Origin of the sequence: Rhizobium redzepovicii (assembly GCF_019793435.1) — a bacterium.
GTDB lineage: Bacteria > Pseudomonadota > Alphaproteobacteria > Rhizobiales > Rhizobiaceae > Rhizobium > Rhizobium redzepovicii.
This window is the reverse complement of the sequence record NZ_JAILYH010000017.1, coordinates 19,262-36,336: the sequence shown is the minus strand read 5'-3', so window position 1 is coordinate 36,336 and position 17,075 is coordinate 19,262. Positions and strand designations below refer to the sequence as shown.

General features: G+C 61.7%; 13 protein-coding genes. 6 read left to right on the top strand and 7 right to left on the bottom strand.

Annotated elements, in window-relative coordinates:
• Positions 1 to 24: 24 nt before the first annotated feature.
• Complete coding sequence (locus K6N12_RS24895) at positions 25 to 1,497, bottom strand: NAD(P)H-hydrate dehydratase (RefSeq protein ID WP_222148988.1); 1,473 nt, start codon at positions 1,495 to 1,497, stop codon at positions 25 to 27.
• 343 nt (positions 1,498 to 1,840) lie between these two features.
• Between K6N12_RS24895 and K6N12_RS24890 the strand changes: the two genes are divergently transcribed.
• From K6N12_RS24890 to hspQ, 3 genes are all read left to right on the top strand, one after another.
• Positions 1,841 to 2,179, top strand: a complete 339-nt coding sequence (locus K6N12_RS24890; RefSeq protein ID WP_003539626.1) for a P-II family nitrogen regulator — start codon at positions 1,841 to 1,843, stop codon at positions 2,177 to 2,179.
• A gap of 79 nt (positions 2,180 to 2,258) precedes the next feature.
• Entirely contained in the window at positions 2,259 to 3,668 is a 1,410-nt protein-coding gene (gene glnA / locus K6N12_RS24885; protein WP_003559365.1) for a type I glutamate--ammonia ligase, read from the top strand.
• Between the two features lie 158 nt (positions 3,669 to 3,826).
• The gene (gene hspQ / locus K6N12_RS24880; RefSeq protein ID WP_003539613.1) at positions 3,827 to 4,156 is read left to right on the top strand and encodes a heat shock protein HspQ; all 330 of its coding nucleotides are present in this window, start codon (positions 3,827 to 3,829) and stop codon (positions 4,154 to 4,156) included.
• Between the two features lie 114 nt (positions 4,157 to 4,270).
• Here hspQ and K6N12_RS24875 read toward each other — a convergent pair whose 3' ends face one another.
• Positions 4,271 to 4,936 carry an invasion associated locus B family protein gene (locus K6N12_RS24875; RefSeq protein WP_097628916.1) on the bottom strand — a complete coding sequence of 222 codons (666 nt, stop codon included), beginning with the start codon at positions 4,934 to 4,936 and terminating at the stop codon, positions 4,271 to 4,273.
• 283 nt (positions 4,937 to 5,219) lie between these two features.
• On the opposite strand from K6N12_RS24875, the gene K6N12_RS24870 reads away from it, so the two are divergent.
• Both K6N12_RS24870 and K6N12_RS24865 read left to right on the top strand, forming a co-directional pair.
• Positions 5,220 to 7,022, top strand: coding sequence for an extracellular solute-binding protein (locus K6N12_RS24870; protein WP_097628944.1), 1,803 nt, complete (start codon positions 5,220 to 5,222; stop codon positions 7,020 to 7,022).
• Positions 7,023 to 7,086: 64 nt separating this feature from the next.
• Positions 7,087 to 7,758, top strand: a complete 672-nt coding sequence (locus K6N12_RS24865) for a DsbA family oxidoreductase (RefSeq protein WP_097628917.1) — start codon at positions 7,087 to 7,089, stop codon at positions 7,756 to 7,758.
• Positions 7,759 to 7,787: 29 nt separating this feature from the next.
• Here K6N12_RS24865 and K6N12_RS24860 read toward each other — a convergent pair whose 3' ends face one another.
• From K6N12_RS24860 to K6N12_RS24850, 3 genes are read right to left on the bottom strand one after another with little or no spacing between them, the layout of a single operon-like run.
• Positions 7,788 to 8,255, bottom strand: a complete 468-nt coding sequence (locus K6N12_RS24860) for an OsmC family protein (protein ID WP_097628918.1) — start codon at positions 8,253 to 8,255, stop codon at positions 7,788 to 7,790.
• Positions 8,256 to 8,271: 16 nt separating this feature from the next.
• Complete coding sequence (mfd, locus tag K6N12_RS24855; protein WP_097628919.1) at positions 8,272 to 11,775, bottom strand: transcription-repair coupling factor; 3,504 nt, start codon at positions 11,773 to 11,775, stop codon at positions 8,272 to 8,274.
• A complete protein-coding gene (locus K6N12_RS24850; RefSeq protein ID WP_049735505.1) occupies positions 11,772 to 12,077 on the bottom strand; it encodes an FAD assembly factor SdhE in 306 nt (101 codons plus the stop codon). Before K6N12_RS24850 ends, mfd begins: the two co-directional genes overlap by 4 nt.
• A 92-nt stretch (positions 12,078 to 12,169) precedes the next feature.
• Between K6N12_RS24850 and recG the strand changes: the two genes are divergently transcribed.
• Positions 12,170 to 14,275, top strand: a complete 2,106-nt coding sequence (gene recG / locus K6N12_RS24845) for an ATP-dependent DNA helicase RecG (protein WP_097628921.1) — start codon at positions 12,170 to 12,172, stop codon at positions 14,273 to 14,275.
• Positions 14,276 to 14,355: 80 nt separating this feature from the next.
• On the opposite strand, the gene K6N12_RS24840 is transcribed toward recG, so the two are convergent.
• On the bottom strand, positions 14,356 to 15,063 hold the full coding sequence (locus K6N12_RS24840) for a DUF502 domain-containing protein (protein ID WP_097628922.1): 708 nt from the start codon (positions 15,061 to 15,063) through the stop codon (positions 14,356 to 14,358).
• Between the two features lie 134 nt (positions 15,064 to 15,197).
• Entirely contained in the window at positions 15,198 to 17,024 is a 1,827-nt protein-coding gene (gene glmS, locus K6N12_RS24835) for a glutamine--fructose-6-phosphate transaminase (isomerizing) (RefSeq protein WP_097628923.1), read from the bottom strand.
• Positions 17,025 to 17,075: the final 51 nt, after the last annotated feature.

Below are 17,075 nucleotides of genomic sequence, written 5' to 3'. Positions count from 1 at the left end.
CGGAGTGGCTATGCGCCGACCGGGCTAAAGTGGCAAGACGTGAGCCGCGAGGTCTTCCGCCGTCAGCCCCTTGCCGGCACGGTGGGCGGCCTCTCCATGCAGCCAGACGCCGGCGGCCGCGGCCTCGAAGACTGGCAGGCCCTGGGCGAGCAATCCGCCGATGATGCCGGCGAGCACGTCGCCGGAGCCGGCGGTGGCAAGCCAGGCAGGTGCATTGGTATTGATCAGCGCGCGGCCGTCCGGCGCGGCGATGACGGTATCGGCGCCTTTATAGACGATCGCGGCGTTGGCGCGGCGGGCTGCGGCTAAGGCCTTGTCCACCTTCCCCAGCGCATCGTCGCCGCCGATATCGGGAAAGAGCCGCGAAAATTCGCCCTCATGCGGCGTCAGCACCAGGCGCGGCTCACCGCCGAAAAGTTCGAAAAGCTGTTGCGGATCGTCCTTGAACGAGGAGATGCCGTCGGCATCGAGCACCAGCCGGCGTTCGGCGAGCGCCGAGACGAAAGCGCGCGCCCTGGCGCCGATGCCGAAACCAGGGCCGAGAACGAAGGTCTGCAGCCGCTTGTCGGTGAGCCAGTCTTCGAGATCGGCCGCATCGTCGATCGCATGCAGCATGACGGCGGTGAGATGCGCAGCATTGGCGGCTATCGCCGCATGAGGGGCCGCGATCGTCACCAGGCCGGCCCCCGCCTTCAGGCCCGAGATCGCCGACATGCGCGCGGCGCCCGTCTTATCGGCCTCGCCTGAGAAGACGACCAGATGGCCGCGCTTGTATTTGTGGGTTTCCAGCTGCTCGGTGGGCAGCACACCCTTCCAGGCATCCGGCCTGTTCTCGGCGATGACGCCGCTCGCCTCGGCCCTAATGATGCGGGCGGGAATGCCGATATCGAAGACCTCCAACTCACCGCACAGCTCCCTGCCCGGCATCAGCAGATGGCCGGGTTTGCGGGTCATGAAGGTGATGGTGTTGCTGGCCCGGAAGGCGGCTCCCAGCACCCGGCCGGTACGGCCGTCCAGGCCGGAGGGCAGGTCGATGGCAAGCACGGGGAGACCGGCCTCGGCAATCCGCTCGATCACAGTGCGGGCATCGGCCGGCACCTCTCGGCTAAGCCCCGCACCGAACAGGCCGTCTATAACGACGTCGCCGCTTTTGGGACTATAGAGGTGGAGCGGTTCTCCCCGCAACGCGCATCCGGCTTTCGCGCGGGCCGCATCGCCCTTCAGCCTGGAGGGATCACCAAGATGGAAGAGCGCCATTGGAGCCCCGCCCTCCTGCAGATGTCGTGCGGCGACATAGGCGTCGCCACCATTGTTGCCCGGCCCGCAGAGCACGACGAAGCGCAAGGCTCCGGGATGAAGGCGCAGGGCTGCAGCCGCAACCGCCGCACCTGCCCTTTCCATCAGGCCAAAAGAATCGATACCGGCTGCGGCTGCAGCGGTGTCGACGGCGGCCATCTCGGCAGGAGTGAGAAGAAGGTCGGACAGTTGGTGGCTCATCGGCCTATTCAATCGAAAAACGCCTAAAAAACAACCGCCTGAAATGATAAAGAAAGGAACCAATTTTGTGCATTTGCCTATCTTTTCATCTTGCACGGACGCACTTGCAGGACTCCTTAAACATGAGTTTTTTCGGATTTTCGATATGATTTTGATCGAAGGGTGGAGTTTCGCGACTGTTTTGTCACCAAATCGACATCAGACTCTCGGCAAATGCGGCGGTTTCGGCAAAATCCGTGGATTTTTTTAACAAGACGGATTTCAAACTGGCACGATATCTGCATCATATCCGGCGAGCGGGAAAATTCCTGCCATAACGGGAGAAGCGGAGAGACATTTTCTCATGAAAAAGATCGAAGCGATCATTAAGCCTTTCAAGCTGGACGAAGTGAAGGAAGCTCTTCAGGAAGTCGGCCTGCAAGGTATCACGGTCACGGAAGCCAAGGGCTTCGGCCGTCAGAAGGGTCACACGGAACTTTACCGCGGAGCAGAATACGTCGTCGATTTCCTGCCGAAGGTGAAAGTCGAAGTGGTGCTGGCCGATGAGAACGCGGAAGCCGTCATCGACGCGATCCGCAAGGCGGCGCAGACAGGCCGCATCGGCGACGGAAAAATCTTCGTCTCCAACGTCGAAGAGGTTATCCGTATCCGCACCGGCGAGACCGGCATCGACGCCATCTGACCCACTTTGCCAAGCGCGCAAAGTTCGATACGGTCAGCGCAGCCATGTATTGTCATCGTAAATCGGAGGAAGGTATTTAATGGCGACCGCAAGCGAAATTCTGAAGCAGATCAAGGAGAACGACGTAAAGTTCGTCGATCTGCGCTTCACCGACCCGAAGGGCAAGCTGCAGCATGTGACGATGGACGTTGTCTGCGTCGACGAGGACATGTTCGCTGACGGCGTGATGTTCGACGGCTCCTCGATCGGCGGCTGGAAGGCCATCAACGAGTCTGACATGGTGCTGATGCCCGATACCGAGACGGTGCATATGGACCCGTTCTTCGCTCAGTCGACCATGGTCATCGTCTGCGATATTCTCGATCCGGTATCCGGCGAAGCTTATAACCGCGATCCGCGCGGCACCGCCAAGAAGGCCGAAGCCTATCTCAAGGCATCGGGCATCGGCGATACGATCTTCGTCGGCCCGGAGGCCGAATTCTTCGTCTTCGACGACGTCAAATATAAGGCCGATCCTTACAATACCGGCTTCAAGCTCGATTCGACCGAACTTCCGTCGAATGACGACACCGATTACGAAACCGGCAACCTCGGCCATCGCCCGCGCGTCAAGGGCGGCTATTTCCCGGTTCCGCCTGTTGACAGCGCCCAGGACATGCGTTCGGAAATGCTGACCGTTCTATCCGAAATGGGCGTCGTCGTCGAAAAGCATCACCATGAAGTCGCCGCCGCCCAGCACGAACTCGGTATCAAGTTCGACACGCTGGTGCGCAACGCCGACAAGATGCAGATCTACAAATACGTCGTGCACCAGGTGGCCAATGCCTATGGTAAGACGGCGACCTTCATGCCGAAGCCGATCTTCGGCGACAACGGCTCGGGCATGCACGTGCACCAGTCGATCTGGAAGGGCGGCAAGCCGACCTTTGCCGGCGACGAATATGCCGGTCTTTCCGAGAGCTGCCTCTACTACATCGGCGGCATCATCAAGCATGCCAAGGCGATCAACGCCTTCACCAATCCGTCGACGAACTCCTACAAGCGTCTCGTCCCGGGCTATGAGGCACCGGTTCTGCTTGCCTATTCGGCCCGCAACCGCTCAGCCTCCTGCCGCATTCCGTTCGGCACCAACCCGAAGGCCAAGCGCGTCGAAGTCCGTTTCCCGGATCCGACCGCCAACCCCTATCTCGCCTTCGCCGCCATGCTGATGGCCGGCCTCGACGGCATCAAGAACAAGATCCATCCCGGCAAGGCCATGGACAAGGATCTCTACGACCTGCCGCCGAAGGAATTGAAGAAGATTCCGACCGTCTGCGGCTCGTTGCGTGAAGCCCTCGAAAGTCTCGACAAGGACCGCAAGTTCCTGACGGCCGGCGGCGTGTTCGACGACGACCAGATCGATGCCTTCATCGAACTGAAGATGGCAGAGGTGATGCGTTTCGAAATGACGCCGCATCCTGTCGAATACGACATGTACTATTCGGCCTGATCGGCCTGAACACGGAAAGCCCCGGACTGCCGGGGCTTTCCCCTCCCAGGGTCATGGACGCCAGCTGGAGGATATGACGTTCATGTGACGCGCTTGCGCAAAAATCTTGATTTGCGCGGCACCAATCACCAGATTTGGTGATGAAAGGAAGTCGTACCATGAAAGAAAGAGTAGCAAAGTTCAGTATCGGCGAAGTGGTCCGGCACAAGGTTTTCCCGTTTCGCGGCGTCATCTTCGACGTTGATCCGGAGTTCGCGAATACGGAGGAATGGTGGAATTCCATTCCGGCCGAGGTGCGCCCGAGCAGAGACCAGCCCTTCTATCACCTGCTCGCCGAAAATGACGAAAGCGAATATGTCGCTTATGTCTCCGAGCAGAACCTGATGAACGACGAAAGCGGCACGCCGCTTCGCAACCCACAGATCTACCAGATTTTCGATCAGGCCCCGTCAGGGCAGTTCAAACCCAAGATGAGCTTCGCCCACTAAATCAAAGGCGCCGATCAAACAACAAGGCCTCGCCTCTCCCAGCGAGGCCTTTTCTTTTGACACAAAAAAACCCGGCACGAAGCCGGGTTTCTATTCGATATGGCGGCGGCAGGATTACTGCGCCTTGGCAGCCTTCTGGGCGTCTTCCAGCTTCTTGCGGGCCTCCTCGGCCTTCTTCTGCATGCCTTCCTGCAAGCTGCGCTGGCTTTCAGCGAGCTTCGATTCGGAAACCGGTTCGCCGTCATAAGCGCCGGTGAAGCCTTCGAGCGAAATCTTGATCGGGTTCGGGGCGCGGCGGAAGTTGATTGACGTGAAGATCACGTCGCTGCCCTTCTTGAGGCTGGCGATCATCGCGTCGGTCAGCGGAATTTCAGCCGTGCACTTATCCGGGAGGCAGACGGCGTAGTCGAGCTTCTGGCCCTTGCCGCCGTCGATCTGCATGATGATGCCCGGGGGGATCAGGCGTGCCGTGGGAACAGACACCTGCAGGAGCTTACGGTTGATCTTGCCGGAGACCGAGATCAGGCCAACGGCCGTGACAAGCTGGCCGCCATTGGCGAGAATCAAGTTCTGGACAACACAGATGTCGTTGTCTTCCTGCTTGCTGCAGGTCTTGTACCAGCCGAGCTTGGGCGCGCCGGCGGCCTGCGCCTGGCCCTCGGCCGGAGCCTGTGCCGCAGCATCCTGTGCGAAGGAGGAGATCGGAGCCGAAGCGGCGCCGAACATCACTGCCAGAACGGACAGCGCTGCCCGCATTTTCTTTTCAGACTTGAACATCATAACGAATTCCGTCTCCTGATATCCGTTCGAGACAGCGACTTGCCGCCCCAACCTCGGGTCGTTCGGCACCCACCTCTTAAAAAAATAAGGCAAATGCATGACCCCGAAACTTCGGGTTCACCTGTTACATCGCAGCGTTCAAGATATCCAGCTTTTCTTTGGCCATTTGAGGAGCATTTCGTCGCGATGCCAAAGAAATCGCCGCTTCGTGTTGGAATCGCTCGACCCCATGATAATCTCCGCGGTGAATCATGCCCGTTTTCGTGGCCGCAAGGATTGCCGAATGCTCCGGATCGTCGTCCCCTTCGTCCTCTCGCTGCTGTGCGGCGCTGTTGCCGCCGAGCCGCTGCATGGCATCGCGATGCATGGCGAACCGGCCTTGCCGGCTGATTACAAACACTTCCCTTACGTCAATCCCGACGTGAAGAAGGGCGGCAAGATCACCTATGGCGTCGTCGGCACGTTCGACAGCCTTAACCCGTTCATCCTGAAAAGCATGCGCACGACGGCGCGTGGCATGTGGGATCCGGAATATGGCAATCTCGTCTACGAATCGCTGATGCAGCGCTCCAGGGACGAGCCTTTCACGCTCTACGGCCTGCTGGCCGAGACTGTGGAATGGGACGAGGACAGGAGTTTCATCCAGTTCAACCTCAATCCGAAGGCGAAATGGGCCGATGGCCAGCCGGTGACGCCTGAGGACGTGATGTTCACCTTTGAACTGATGCGCGACAAGGGCCGCGTGCCCTTCGCCAACCGCCTCAACGTCGTCGCCAAGATGGAAAAGGTCGGCGAAAACAGCGTGCGATTCACCTTCAATGACAAGGCCGACCGCGAGACGCCACTGATTTTCGGTCTTTTCCCGGTGCTGCCGAAACATGCGATCGATCCGGAAACCTTCGACCGTTCGTCGCTGACACCGCCGGTGGGCTCCGGTCCCTACAAGGTGAAGACGGTCAAACCAGGTGAGAGCATCACCTATGAGCGCGACCCGAATTACTGGGGCAAGGACATTCCCTCCAAGGTCGGCACCGACAATTACGATCAGATCACCGTCCAGTATTTCCTGCAGGACACGACGCTGTTCGAGGCCTTCAAGAAGGGCGATGTCGACGTCTATCCCGACGGCAATCCCGGCCATTGGGCCAACGCCTATAATTTCCCCGCGGTCACTTCTGGCGCCGTCGTCAAGGACGTATTCACGCCGAAACTTCCGAGCGGCATGCTCGGCTTCGTGTTCAACACGCGCCGGCAGATATTTGCCGATCCCAAGGTGCGCGAGGGCCTGTCGCTGGTGTTCGATTTCGAATGGGCAAACAAGAATCTTTATTCCGGCGCCTATAAACGCACGCAGAGTTTCTGGCAGAATTCCGAGCTTTCGAGTTTCGGCGTTTCCGCCAATGCGGCCGAGCTCGCGCTGCTCGGACCGATCAAGGACAAAATCGCACCCGCGATTCTCGATGGCACCTACAAGCTGCCGGTCACCGACGGTTCCGGCCGCGACCGCGATGTGCTGAAGCAAGCCGTCGGGTTGTTGAAACAGGGCGGTTATACGATCCAGGGCGGCAAAATGCTGGATGCCTCCGGCCGCCAGCTCGCCTTCGAGATCATGACGCAGAATGCCGATCAGGAGAAACTCGCCATCGCCTATCAGCGTTCGCTGCAGACAATCGGCATCGCCGCTTCGATCCGCACCGTCGACGATTCGCAGTATCAGAGCCGAACGAACAGTTTCGACTACGATATGATCATGAAGTCCTACACCTCGTCGCTGTCGCCCGGAAACGAACAGCTCGGCCGCTGGTCTTCGGCTGCGCGCACGCGCGAGGGTACGGACAGCTTTGCCGGCGCCAATGATCCCGACATCGACACGCTGATCGACCACCTGCTCAGGGCGCGCTCGGCTGAGGATTTCACCGCGGCGGTGCGCTCCTACGATCGGCTGCTACTTTCCGGCCACTACGTGCTGCCGCTCTACCATATCGACCAGCAATGGGTGGCCCATAGCAAGCGCATCGGCCGTCCCGACAGCGTGCCGCTCAATGGCTATCAGCTGCCTGTATGGTGGGATACAAGCGCGCAGTAGATGCAGCCGAACCACCCGGCCTTTATGTCTCCCTTCGGAGACGCACAAAATAAGGAAAATCATCATGGAGCGTATCACCATCGACGTCGTCTCGGATGTCGTCTGCCCCTGGTGCTATCTCGGCAAGGCGCGGCTGGAACTCGCCATCGCCGAGGTGCAGGACGAAATCGGCGTCGACATCAACTGGCGGCCGTATCGGCTCAATCCCGACTATCCCAAAGAGGGCGTCGACCAAAAGAAGGCGCTGGCTGAGAAGCTTGGCGGCGAGGAGCGCGTGGCGCAGGCACACAAGATGCTGACCGATTTGGGCCGCGAGGTCGGAATCGCCTTCGATTTCGAGGCGATCAATATCGGCCCGAACACGCTCGATGCGCATCGGCTGATCCACTGGGCGATGATCGAAGGACGCGAGAAGCAGGACAAGGTGGTTGACGCCCTGTTCAAGGCGAATTTCGAGGATGGCCGCAATGTCGGCGACCACGCGGTGCTGCTCGACATCGCGGAAAAGGCCGGCCTCGACCGCTCGGTCATCGCCTCGCTGCTTGCCTCCGATGCCGATCGCGATTTGATCGTCGCCGAGATCAAGGCGGCGCAGGAGATGGGCGTCAACGGCGTGCCGTTCTTCATCTTCGACCAGCAATATGCCGTCAGCGGCGCGCAGACACCCGATGTGCTGGCGAATGCGCTGCGCGATATCGCCAAGGCAAAGGCCGAGGCGCGATCGGGACTCAACTGACCGGCGGCATGGCCTGAAATGGTCCCGCTTTACCCCAGAACCGGAACGCAACGCACCTCAGTCGTCACCGAATTGGCGATGAAACATTCATCGTGGGCGTGATGGTGCAGGTTTTCGAGTTCGCTTAACGAGGGCTGTCTCTCGCCGCTGAAGACGACATGCGGCTTCAACGTCACCACGGTCATGGCAAGGCGGCCTTCGCCATTCTTTTCCATGACGCCCTCGGCGGCGTCGGTGTAGCTGTCGACGCAGAAGCGCCGTTTTGCGGCGATCGACAGGAACCAGAGCATGTGGCAGCTGGAGAGCGAGGCGACGAACGCCTCCTCCGGATCGACGGCGTCCTCGGCCGAATAAGGCAGCGGAACGACGTGGGCCGACGAGGATGCACGCAGCTCAATGCCGCCGTCGAAGGTCCAGCGATGGGCACGGCTGTAGCGATTGTCGGTGAAGGTCTCGCCGTTGCGCTGCCAGGCGATCGTCGCGCCGTATGTCGCCATCTCAGTCTCCCTTTGTTTATTTCGCCATCTCGGCCAGCTGCGTCATGATAACAGCAGCGCCCTGCAAGCGCTTTTCCGGGGTCGGCAGGTCGCGAGTCAGGAACAGGCTGTGGTCGGGGCGGATCTTCGCCATGGCGCCCTGCTTGCCGATATAGCCGACAAGGTTGGCCGGGTTGGGGAATTCCTTGTTGCGGAACTGCACGACGACGCCCTTCGGGCCGGCATCGAGCTTTTCGACATTGGCGGTGCGGCAGAGGGACTTGATGTAAACGATCTTCAGGAGATGCTGGACCTCGATCGGCATCGGGCCGAAACGGTCGATCATCTCGGCGCCGAAGCCGTCGATTTCCTTGAGTTCGGTGATTTCGCCGAGGCGGCGGTAAAGCGCCATGCGCAGATGCAGGTCGGGGACGTAGCCCTCAGGGATCATCACGGTCGTGCCGACGGAGATTTGCGGCGACCAGCCGGTGTCGTGGATCTCGTCGACACCCTTGACCTCGGCGACCGCCTCTTCCAGCATCTGCTGGTAGAGTTCGAAGCCGACCTCCTTGATGTGGCCGGACTGCTCCTCGCCGAGCAGGTTGCCGGCGCCGCGGATATCGAGATCGTGGCTGGCGAGCTGGAAACCAGCACCGAGTGTATCCAACGACTGCAGCACTTTCAGCCGCCGGTCTGCCGTCGCCGTCAGCACCTTATTCACAGGCAGGGTAAAGAGCGCGAAAGCGCGCACCTTCGAGCGGCCGACGCGGCCGCGCAGCTGATAGAGCTGGGCAAGACCGAACATATCGGCACGGTGGACGATCAGCGTGTTGGCTGTCGGCACGTCGAGGCCGGATTCGACGATGGTTGTGGACAACAGCACGTCGTAGCGGCCTTCATAGAAGGCGTTCATGATGTCTTCGAGTTCGCCGGCCGGCATTTGGCCGTGGGCGACGGCGACCTTCAGCTCCGGCACGTCGGACTGCAGGAAGGCATGCACATCGGCGAGATCGGCCAGCCGCGGGCAGACATAGAAGCTCTGGCCGCCGCGATAGTGCTCGCGCATCAGCGTCTCGCGGATGACCAGGCTGTCGAAGGGCGAGATGAAGGTGCGCACCGCCATGCGGTCGACCGGCGGTGTGGTGATCAGCGACAATTCGCGCACCCCGGTCATGGCCAGCTGCAGTGTGCGCGGGATCGGCGTCGCCGACAGTGTCAGCACATGCACGTCGCTCTTCAGCTCCTTCAGCCGCTCCTTGTGCTTGACGCCGAAATGCTGCTCCTCATCGATGACGAGCAGGCCGAGATTGGCGAATTTGATGCCGGCGCCGAGCAGCGCATGCGTGCCGACGACGATATCGGTCTTGCCTTCGGCGACTTCCTTCTTGGTCAGCGCCAGCTCCTTGGCACCAACCAGGCGTGAGGCCTGCTGGATGCGCACCGGCAGGCCGCGGAACCGCTCGGAAAAGGTCTTGAAATGCTGGCGGGAGAGTAGTGTCGTCGGCACGACGATGGCAACCTGGACGCCGTTCATCGCGGCGACGAAGGCGGCGCGCAACGCCACTTCCGTCTTGCCGAAGCCGACGTCGCCGCAGACGAGACGGTCCATCGGCCGGCCGGCGCCGAGATCGGAGCGGACGGCGTCGATGGCGTTGTCCTGGTCCTCGGTCTCATCATAGGGGAAGCGGGCGGCAAATTCGTCGTAGAGGCCGTCCGGCGTCGTCAGAACAGGCGCGTGGCGCGTCAGCCGCTCGGCGGCGATGCGGATCAGCGCATCGGCCATGTCGAGCAGGCGCTTCTTCAGCTTGGCCTTGCGCATCTGCCAGGCGCCGCCGCCGAGCTTGTCGAGCTGCGCCTCGGTACCCTCGCCACCGTATCGCGAGAGAAGATCGATGTTTTCGACCGGCAGGAAGAGTTTCGCCTCGTCGGCATATTGCAGTTCGAGGCAGGCATGCAGCGCGCCCGCGGCCTCGATGGTCTTCAGCCCGATGAAGCGGCCGATACCGTGTTCGGCGTGGACGACGATCGAGCCCTCGTCGAGGCCGGCAACCTCGGCGATGAAATCGGCGGCGCGCTTGCGGCGCTTGGAGCGCCGCACCATGCGGTCGCCGAGAATATCCTGCTCGCCGATGACGACGAGATCGCCCGCCTCGAATCCGGATTCGAGATTGAGCACCGCGGCGGCCGCCTCGCCTTTCGCCAGCGAACCGAGATCCTTCAGCGCCTCGATCGGCTTGACCTTTTCCAGGCCGTGTTCGTTCAGCACCTGCAGCAGGCGCTCCAGCGAGCCTTCAGTCCAGGCGGTGACCAGCACCTTCGCGCCGGCAGCGCGGCGGTCGGCAATATGTTTGACGACGACGTCGAAAATGTTGATGCGCTCGGCATCGCCGCCGCCTTCGGCATTCGAGCGAGCCCAGCGCTGGCCTTGGCGGGCCTCGATATTGACGACGCGGCGCGCCTCGCCTTCGATTTCGTTGAAGGGGCTGATGCGGATCGCGCCGAGCGCGTCGAGGGTTTTGGCGAAAAGCTTGCTGTCGAGATAAAGCTGGCCCGGCGTCACCGGCTTGTACGGCGTGCCCTGCGCCATCTGGCCCTTGGCCGGCTGAGCGGAATTCAGCCGGGCGTCGTAATAATCGAAAACCAGCTTGGAGCGCTCCTCGGCTGCCTCACGCACCGTGTTGTCAGTGACGACACGGAAGCCGCTGAGATAATCGAAGACGGTATCGAGCTTCTCGTAGAAGAGCGGCAGCCAGTGCTCCATGCCCGGATAACGGCGGCCTTCGGAGACGGCGAGATAGAGCGCGTCGTCTCGCGTCGTCGCGCCGAAAGCCGAGAGATAATTCTTGCGAAAGCGGCTGATCGTATCCGGCGTCAGCGTCACCTCGCTCATCGGATTGAGATCGAGGGAGCGCACCTGGCCGGTCGTGCGCTGGCTGGCCGGATCGAAGCTGCGGATCGATTCCAGCGTATCGCCGAAGAAATCGAGGCGGACCGGTTCTTCAGAACCCGGCACGAAGACGTCGAGAATGCCGCCGCGCACGGCATATTCGCCGACCTCGCGAACGGTTGCGACGCGGTCGAAGCCGTTGCGCTCCAGGCGCCCGGCAAGATCGTCCATGCGCAACTGATTGCCGGGACGGGCCGAAAAGCTCAGACTTTCGATCACATCCTGGGGCGCCACCTTCTGCAGCATGGCATTGGCGGTGACGAGCACGATCGCCGCATGCGGCTTCTTCCGATGGGCGATGAGGCCACCGAGTGCGGCAAGCCGGCGGGCCGAGGTATCGGCGCTCGGCGAAACGCGGTCATAGGGCAGACAGTCCCAAGCCGGCAGGGTGAGAACCGGAATATCGGGGGCGACGAAGCCCAGCATCTGCTCGAGATCGGCCATGCGGTGGCCGTCTGATATGACATAGGCAACCGGCTCTCCCGCCCGGGCGAGTTCGGCCAGCAGCAGCGGTTCGAGGCCGACAGGCACATTGCCGATCGTCAGCGGCTCGGCAATGGCCGCAAGCTTCTTGGCATCAAAACCAGGGATCATTCCGGCGTCCTGAGGGGCTTGTCGAAATCGGGCGTATAGGCGGCAAGGCGGGCAAAGATCGGTGTCTGGAAACGCTCGGGAACAGGCCATGTTCCCATGATCCAGCGGACTAGGTCATTGTCTTCCTCAGCCATGATCGTCTCGAACTCGTCGAGCTCGGCTTCCGAAAGCGTCGCGATCTCGGCTTCGGCGAACTGGCCGAAGACCAGATCCATCTCGCGGATGCCGCGATGCCAGCAGCGGAAAAGGATCCGGCGGCGGCGCGGGTCGAGACCGGCACTCGTGAGCGTGACACCTGTCATGGCATTACCTTCCTGTTGATGCGCCTCTATAGACCCTGGAAAGCGGCTTGTCAGCCTTGCCAAGGCCGCATTGTTCATCGCATTTTGGCCGCATGCGCCCCGCCATTCTCGATCCTTTGTTTTCTCCCATTTCGGGCCTTCCTGGCGTCGGCCCGAAGATCGCCGAGCTGCTGATCAAGCTGCTCGGGCGCGAGACGGCGGAGGATTGTCGGGTCATCGACCTCCTCTTCCATGCGCCCTTTTCGCTGATCGACCGGCGCAATCAGCCGGGGATCGCCCGCGCGCCGCAGGGCGCGATCGTCACGATCACCGCCCGCGTCGATCGCCACCAGGTGCCGCAGCGTGGCAAGAGCAATGTGCCCTACCGGGTCTTTCTGCATGACGAGACCGGCGAATTGACGCTGGTCTTCTTCCGCGGCCAGGCAGCCTGGCTGGAAAAACAGCTGCCTGTCGATGCCGAGGTGACGGTCAGCGGCAAGGTCGACTGGTTCAACGGCCGCGCCTCGATGGTGCATCCGGACTACATCGTCAGGGCTGACGAGGCGGAGAACCTGCCGCTGGTCGAGCCGATCTATCCGCTCACGGCAGGGCTCTCGCCGAAGACATTGCGCAAGATCATCGATGCCGCCCTGCCGCGTTTTCCCGAGCTGCCGGAATGGATCGACCCGGCGCTGGCGCAGAAGCAAGGCCTGCCGTCGATCCGCGACAGTTTCCACATGCTGCACGAGCCGCGCGACCCCGCCGATATCGATCCGCAGGCCCCCGCACGACGGCGGCTTGCTTATGACGAGTTTCTCGCCGGCCAGCTATCGCTGAGCCTGGTGCGCCAGAGGCTGCGCAAGGTGGCGGGCCAGCCGGTGCAGGCGACGGGCAAAGTCAGCGCCAAGATCCTGAAGTCCCTGCCCTTCTCGCTCACATCTAGCCAGAACGTGGCGATCGCCGAGGTTTTGAAGGACATGGCAGGCGCCGAGCGCATGCTGCGGCTGCTGCAAGGTGATGTCGGTTCCGGCAAGACGCTGGTGGCGCTGATGGCGATGGCGGCGGTGATCGAAAGCGGCGGCCAGGCCGTGCTGATGGCGCCGACCGAAATTCTGGCGCGGCAGCACCACGCGACGATCTCGAAATTCGCTGCCTCCGCCGGCCTCGGCATCGAGGTCCTGACCGGCCGCACCAAGGGGCGCGAACGGGAGGAGATCCTCGAACGCATTGCCTCGGGCGCCGCACAGATCGTCATCGGCACGCATGCGCTGTTCCAGGACAGCGTCGCTTACGCCAAGCTGATGCTGGCCGTCGTCGACGAGCAGCACCGTTTCGGCGTGCATCAGCGCTTGAGATTGACTGCCAAGGGCATCTCGCCGCACATGCTGGTGATGACGGCGACACCGATCCCGCGTACGCTGGTGCTTGCCGCTTTCGGTGACATGGACGTCTCCAAGCTCACTGAGAAGCCGGCCGGCCGCAAGCCGATCCAGACGATCACCGTGCCGATGGAAAGGACAGGCGAAATCGTCGGGCGGCTGCAGGGTGCCCTTGCCGAGGGCAAGAAAGCCTACTGGATCTGCCCGCTGGTCGAGGAATCCGAGCAGCTCGACCTGATGTCGGCCGAGGAGCGGCATGCAACACTTGTTGCCACGCTCGGCCCCGATATCGGCCTCATCCATGGCCGGATGAGCGGGCCGGAAAAAGATGCGGCGATGATGGCGTTCAAGAACGGCGAGACCCGGCTTCTGGTCGCCACCACCGTCGTCGAGGTCGGCGTCGACGTGCCGGATGCGACGATCATGGTGATCGAACATGCCGAGCGCTTCGGCCTGGCGCAATTGCACCAGTTGCGCGGCCGCGTGGGGCGCGGCGACGAGGCTTCGACCTGCATCCTGCTCTACAAGGGCCCGCTCGGCGAAACCGGCCACGCCAGGCTTTCGATCATGCGCGAGACCGAAGACGGTTTTCGCATCGCCGAGGAAGACTTGAAATTGCGCGGTGAAGGCGAGCTGCTCGGCACGCGCCAGTCCGGCACGCCGGGCTTTCGCATCGCCAGCCTCGAGGCGCATGCCGACCTCCTGGAAATCGCCCGCAAGGATGCCGCCTATCTGATCGAGCGCGATCCGGAGCTCACCGGCGACAGAGGAACGGCGATCCGCACCCTGCTCTATCTCTTCCGTCGCGACGAGGCGATCCGGTTCTTGAGAGCTGGATAAAGCGCGCCGCGGCGCACTTTAATCTTCCTTCCATGCATGTCGTTATCCCAAAACCGCCAAACACTTTTGGGCGACATGCATCAATCCGCCTTGGAAACCGCTACGGGCTTCGGCCGCGGCAGATGCTTCTGCTTCGGTTCGGAAGGCTTGTGCTCGGGGGCGACGAGTCCGCCCGAGATCAGGAACTTGGCGGCGTCTTCCGGGCTCATGTCGAGAAGGACGATCTTTTCGCGGGGCACGAAGACCAGGAAACCCGCCGTCGGCACCGGCGTCGGCGGCAGGAAGACGGCGACCATATCCTGACCCATGTCGTTGAACTTCGACGCGATCTCGCCCTTGGCGTCGGTGGCGATGAAGACCAGCGCCCAGAGGCCGGGACTGGGATATTCGATGAGGCCGACCTTCTTGAAGGAGTTCGCCTGTTCCTTCAGCACGGTTTCGAAAATCTGCTTCACGCTTCTGTAGACGGTGCGCACCAGCGGCATGCGCTGAACGACCGATTCGCCGAAACGAACGATGCTCTGTCCGATGAGGTTCTTGCCGAGGAAGCCGACAACGGTGATCAGCACGACGGCGGTCAGCAGGCCGAATCCGGGAATGGCGAAATTGAGGTAGCTTTCCGGATTCCAGCGCGCCGGAATATAGGGCCTGACCCAGCTATCCGACCAGTGGATGAAGGTCCAGGTCAGCCAGATGGTAATCGCGATCGGCGCGCAGATAATCAGGCCTGCAAGAAAATTATTCCTCAGCCGGGTCGCGACCGGCATTCTGGGGGTGTTGTCGGTCATCTCGCCTGATGAACTCCATCTCGGTCCTGGACAGGCCGGAACGCCGGCCCTTCCCCCTTGTCCGCCTGGTAAAACTGCCAGAATTCGGGGCGTCGCACAATATGTTTCGGCGCGAAGATCAGGTCGTTGCGGGCTTATTCCACGGTCACGGATTTCGCCAGATTGCGCGGCTGATCGACATCCGTGCCCATGAAGACGGCGGTGTGATAGGCGAGCAGCTGGATCGGCAGCGAGAAGATCATCGGTGCGATGATTTCGTCGACCACAGGCAGGGTGATCGTCGCCATGGTCGGCAGTTTCGAGGCGCTCGCACCGGCCTCGTCGGTTATGAAGATGATGCGGCCGCCGCGGGCTGCGACCTCCTGCATGTTCGAGACGGTCTTTTCGAAGAAACGGTCGAAGGGGGCAATGACGATGACAGGCATGTTCTCGTCGATCAGCGCGATCGGCCCGTGCTTCAATTCGCCGGCGGCATAGCCTTCGGCGTGAATATAGGAGATTTCCTTGAGCTTCAGCGCGCCTTCCATGGCGAGCGGGAAGCTGGTGCCGCGGCCGAGATAAAGCACGTCCTTGCATTTCGACAGCTCGCGCGACAGGCTTTCCATCTGCGGCTGGATGAGGTTCAGCACTCGGCTCATGATGCGCGGCATTTCGGCGAGATGGCGCACCAGCGCCCTCTCCTCCTCGGCGCTCACCGTGCCGCGGGCCTTGCCGGCGCCGATCGCCAGCGATGCCAGCACGGCCAGCTGGCAGGTGAAGGCCTTGGTCGAGGCGACGCCGATTTCAGGTCCGGCCATGATCGGGAAAACGGCGTCGGATTCGCGAGCGATCGTCGATTCGCGGACATTGACGACGGCGCCGATCTTCAGGCCGTTGTCCCGGCAATAGCGCAGCGATGCCAGCGTATCGGCGGTCTCGCCGGACTGGGAGATGAAGAGCGCTGCCTGCGAGGGCGACAGCGGCATTTCGCGATAGCGGAATTCGGAGGCGACGTCGATCTCGACAGGCAGGCGGGCATAACGCTCGAACCAGTATTTGCCGACGAGACCGGCGAGATAGGCAGTGCCGCAGGCCGAGATCGCCAAGCCGGTCGCCGCCTTGAAATCGATCGCAGCGGCATTGGCGCCGATCGTGTTCTCGGCGAAATCGACGTAATGGCTGAGCGCATGGGAGATCACCTCCGGTTGCTCGTAGATTTCCTTTTCCATGAAATGGCGGTGGTTGCCCTTGTCGACGACATAGGCGGTCGCCTGCGAGATCTGGCGAGAGCGCTTGACCGGCTTTCCGGCGAAGTCGATAACGGCGACGCTGTCGCGTGTGATGACGGCGCAGTCGCCGTCGACCAAATAGGTGATCTCGTTGGTAAAGGGCGAGAGCGCAATCGCATCCGAACCGAGGAACATCTCGCCGCGGCCATAACCGACGGCAAGCGGCGGGCCGGAACGGGCGGCCATGATCGTACCAGGATCGGCCTTGAGCATGACGGCGAGAGCATAGGCGCCGGTCAGCCGGTTCAGCATCTGCAGCATGGCGGCGCGCGGCTCCAGGCCCTCGCGCAGGTATTTCGCCATCAGCTGGGCGACGACCTCGGTGTCGGTCTGCGTTTCGAAGACCGCGCCTTCGGCGGTCAGTTCGTCGCGCAGTTCGGAGAAATTCTCGATGATGCCGTTATGGACAACGGCGACACCTTCGACAAAATGCGGATGGGCATTGGTTTCATTGGGAACGCCGTGCGTCGCCCACCGCGTGTGGGCAATGCCGACCAGGCCTGGCAGCGGTTCGGCGTCGAGGCGCTTTTCCAGATTGAACAGCTTGCCCTCGGCGCGGCGGCGATCCATCACCCCCTCATGGATGGTGGCGACACCGGCGGAATCATAACCGCGATATTCGAGACGCTTCAGCGCATCGACCAGTCGCCCGGCAACAGGCTGAGTTCCGACGATCCCCACAATTCCGCACATGCAATATCCCCACAAGGCTCCGACAATCGAGGCCAGTCCTAACGATTCCCG

Excerpts from the sequence above, each read along its gene's own strand:
- K6N12_RS24895 (WP_222148988.1), bottom strand. The coding sequence starts at position 1,497 with ATGAGCCACCAACTGTCCGACCTTCTTCTCACTCCTGCCGAGATGGCC.
- K6N12_RS24890 (WP_003539626.1), top strand. The coding sequence starts at position 1,841 with ATGAAAAAGATCGAAGCGATCATTAAGCCTTTCAAGCTGGACGAAGTG.
- glnA (WP_003559365.1), top strand. The coding sequence starts at position 2,259 with ATGGCGACCGCAAGCGAAATTCTGAAGCAGATCAAGGAGAACGACGTA.
- hspQ (WP_003539613.1), top strand. The coding sequence starts at position 3,827 with ATGAAAGAAAGAGTAGCAAAGTTCAGTATCGGCGAAGTGGTCCGGCAC.
- K6N12_RS24875 (WP_097628916.1), bottom strand. The coding sequence starts at position 4,936 with ATGATGTTCAAGTCTGAAAAGAAAATGCGGGCAGCGCTGTCCGTTCTG.
- K6N12_RS24870 (WP_097628944.1), top strand. The coding sequence starts at position 5,220 with ATGCTCCGGATCGTCGTCCCCTTCGTCCTCTCGCTGCTGTGCGGCGCT.
- K6N12_RS24865 (WP_097628917.1), top strand. The coding sequence starts at position 7,087 with ATGGAGCGTATCACCATCGACGTCGTCTCGGATGTCGTCTGCCCCTGG.
- K6N12_RS24860 (WP_097628918.1), bottom strand. The coding sequence starts at position 8,255 with ATGGCGACATACGGCGCGACGATCGCCTGGCAGCGCAACGGCGAGACC.
- mfd (WP_097628919.1), bottom strand. The coding sequence starts at position 11,775 with ATGATCCCTGGTTTTGATGCCAAGAAGCTTGCGGCCATTGCCGAGCCG.
- K6N12_RS24850 (WP_049735505.1), bottom strand. The coding sequence starts at position 12,077 with ATGACAGGTGTCACGCTCACGAGTGCCGGTCTCGACCCGCGCCGCCGC.
- recG (WP_097628921.1), top strand. The coding sequence starts at position 12,170 with ATGCGCCCCGCCATTCTCGATCCTTTGTTTTCTCCCATTTCGGGCCTT.
- K6N12_RS24840 (WP_097628922.1), bottom strand. The coding sequence starts at position 15,063 with ATGACCGACAACACCCCCAGAATGCCGGTCGCGACCCGGCTGAGGAAT.
- glmS (WP_097628923.1), bottom strand. The coding sequence starts at position 17,024 with ATGTGCGGAATTGTGGGGATCGTCGGAACTCAGCCTGTTGCCGGGCGA.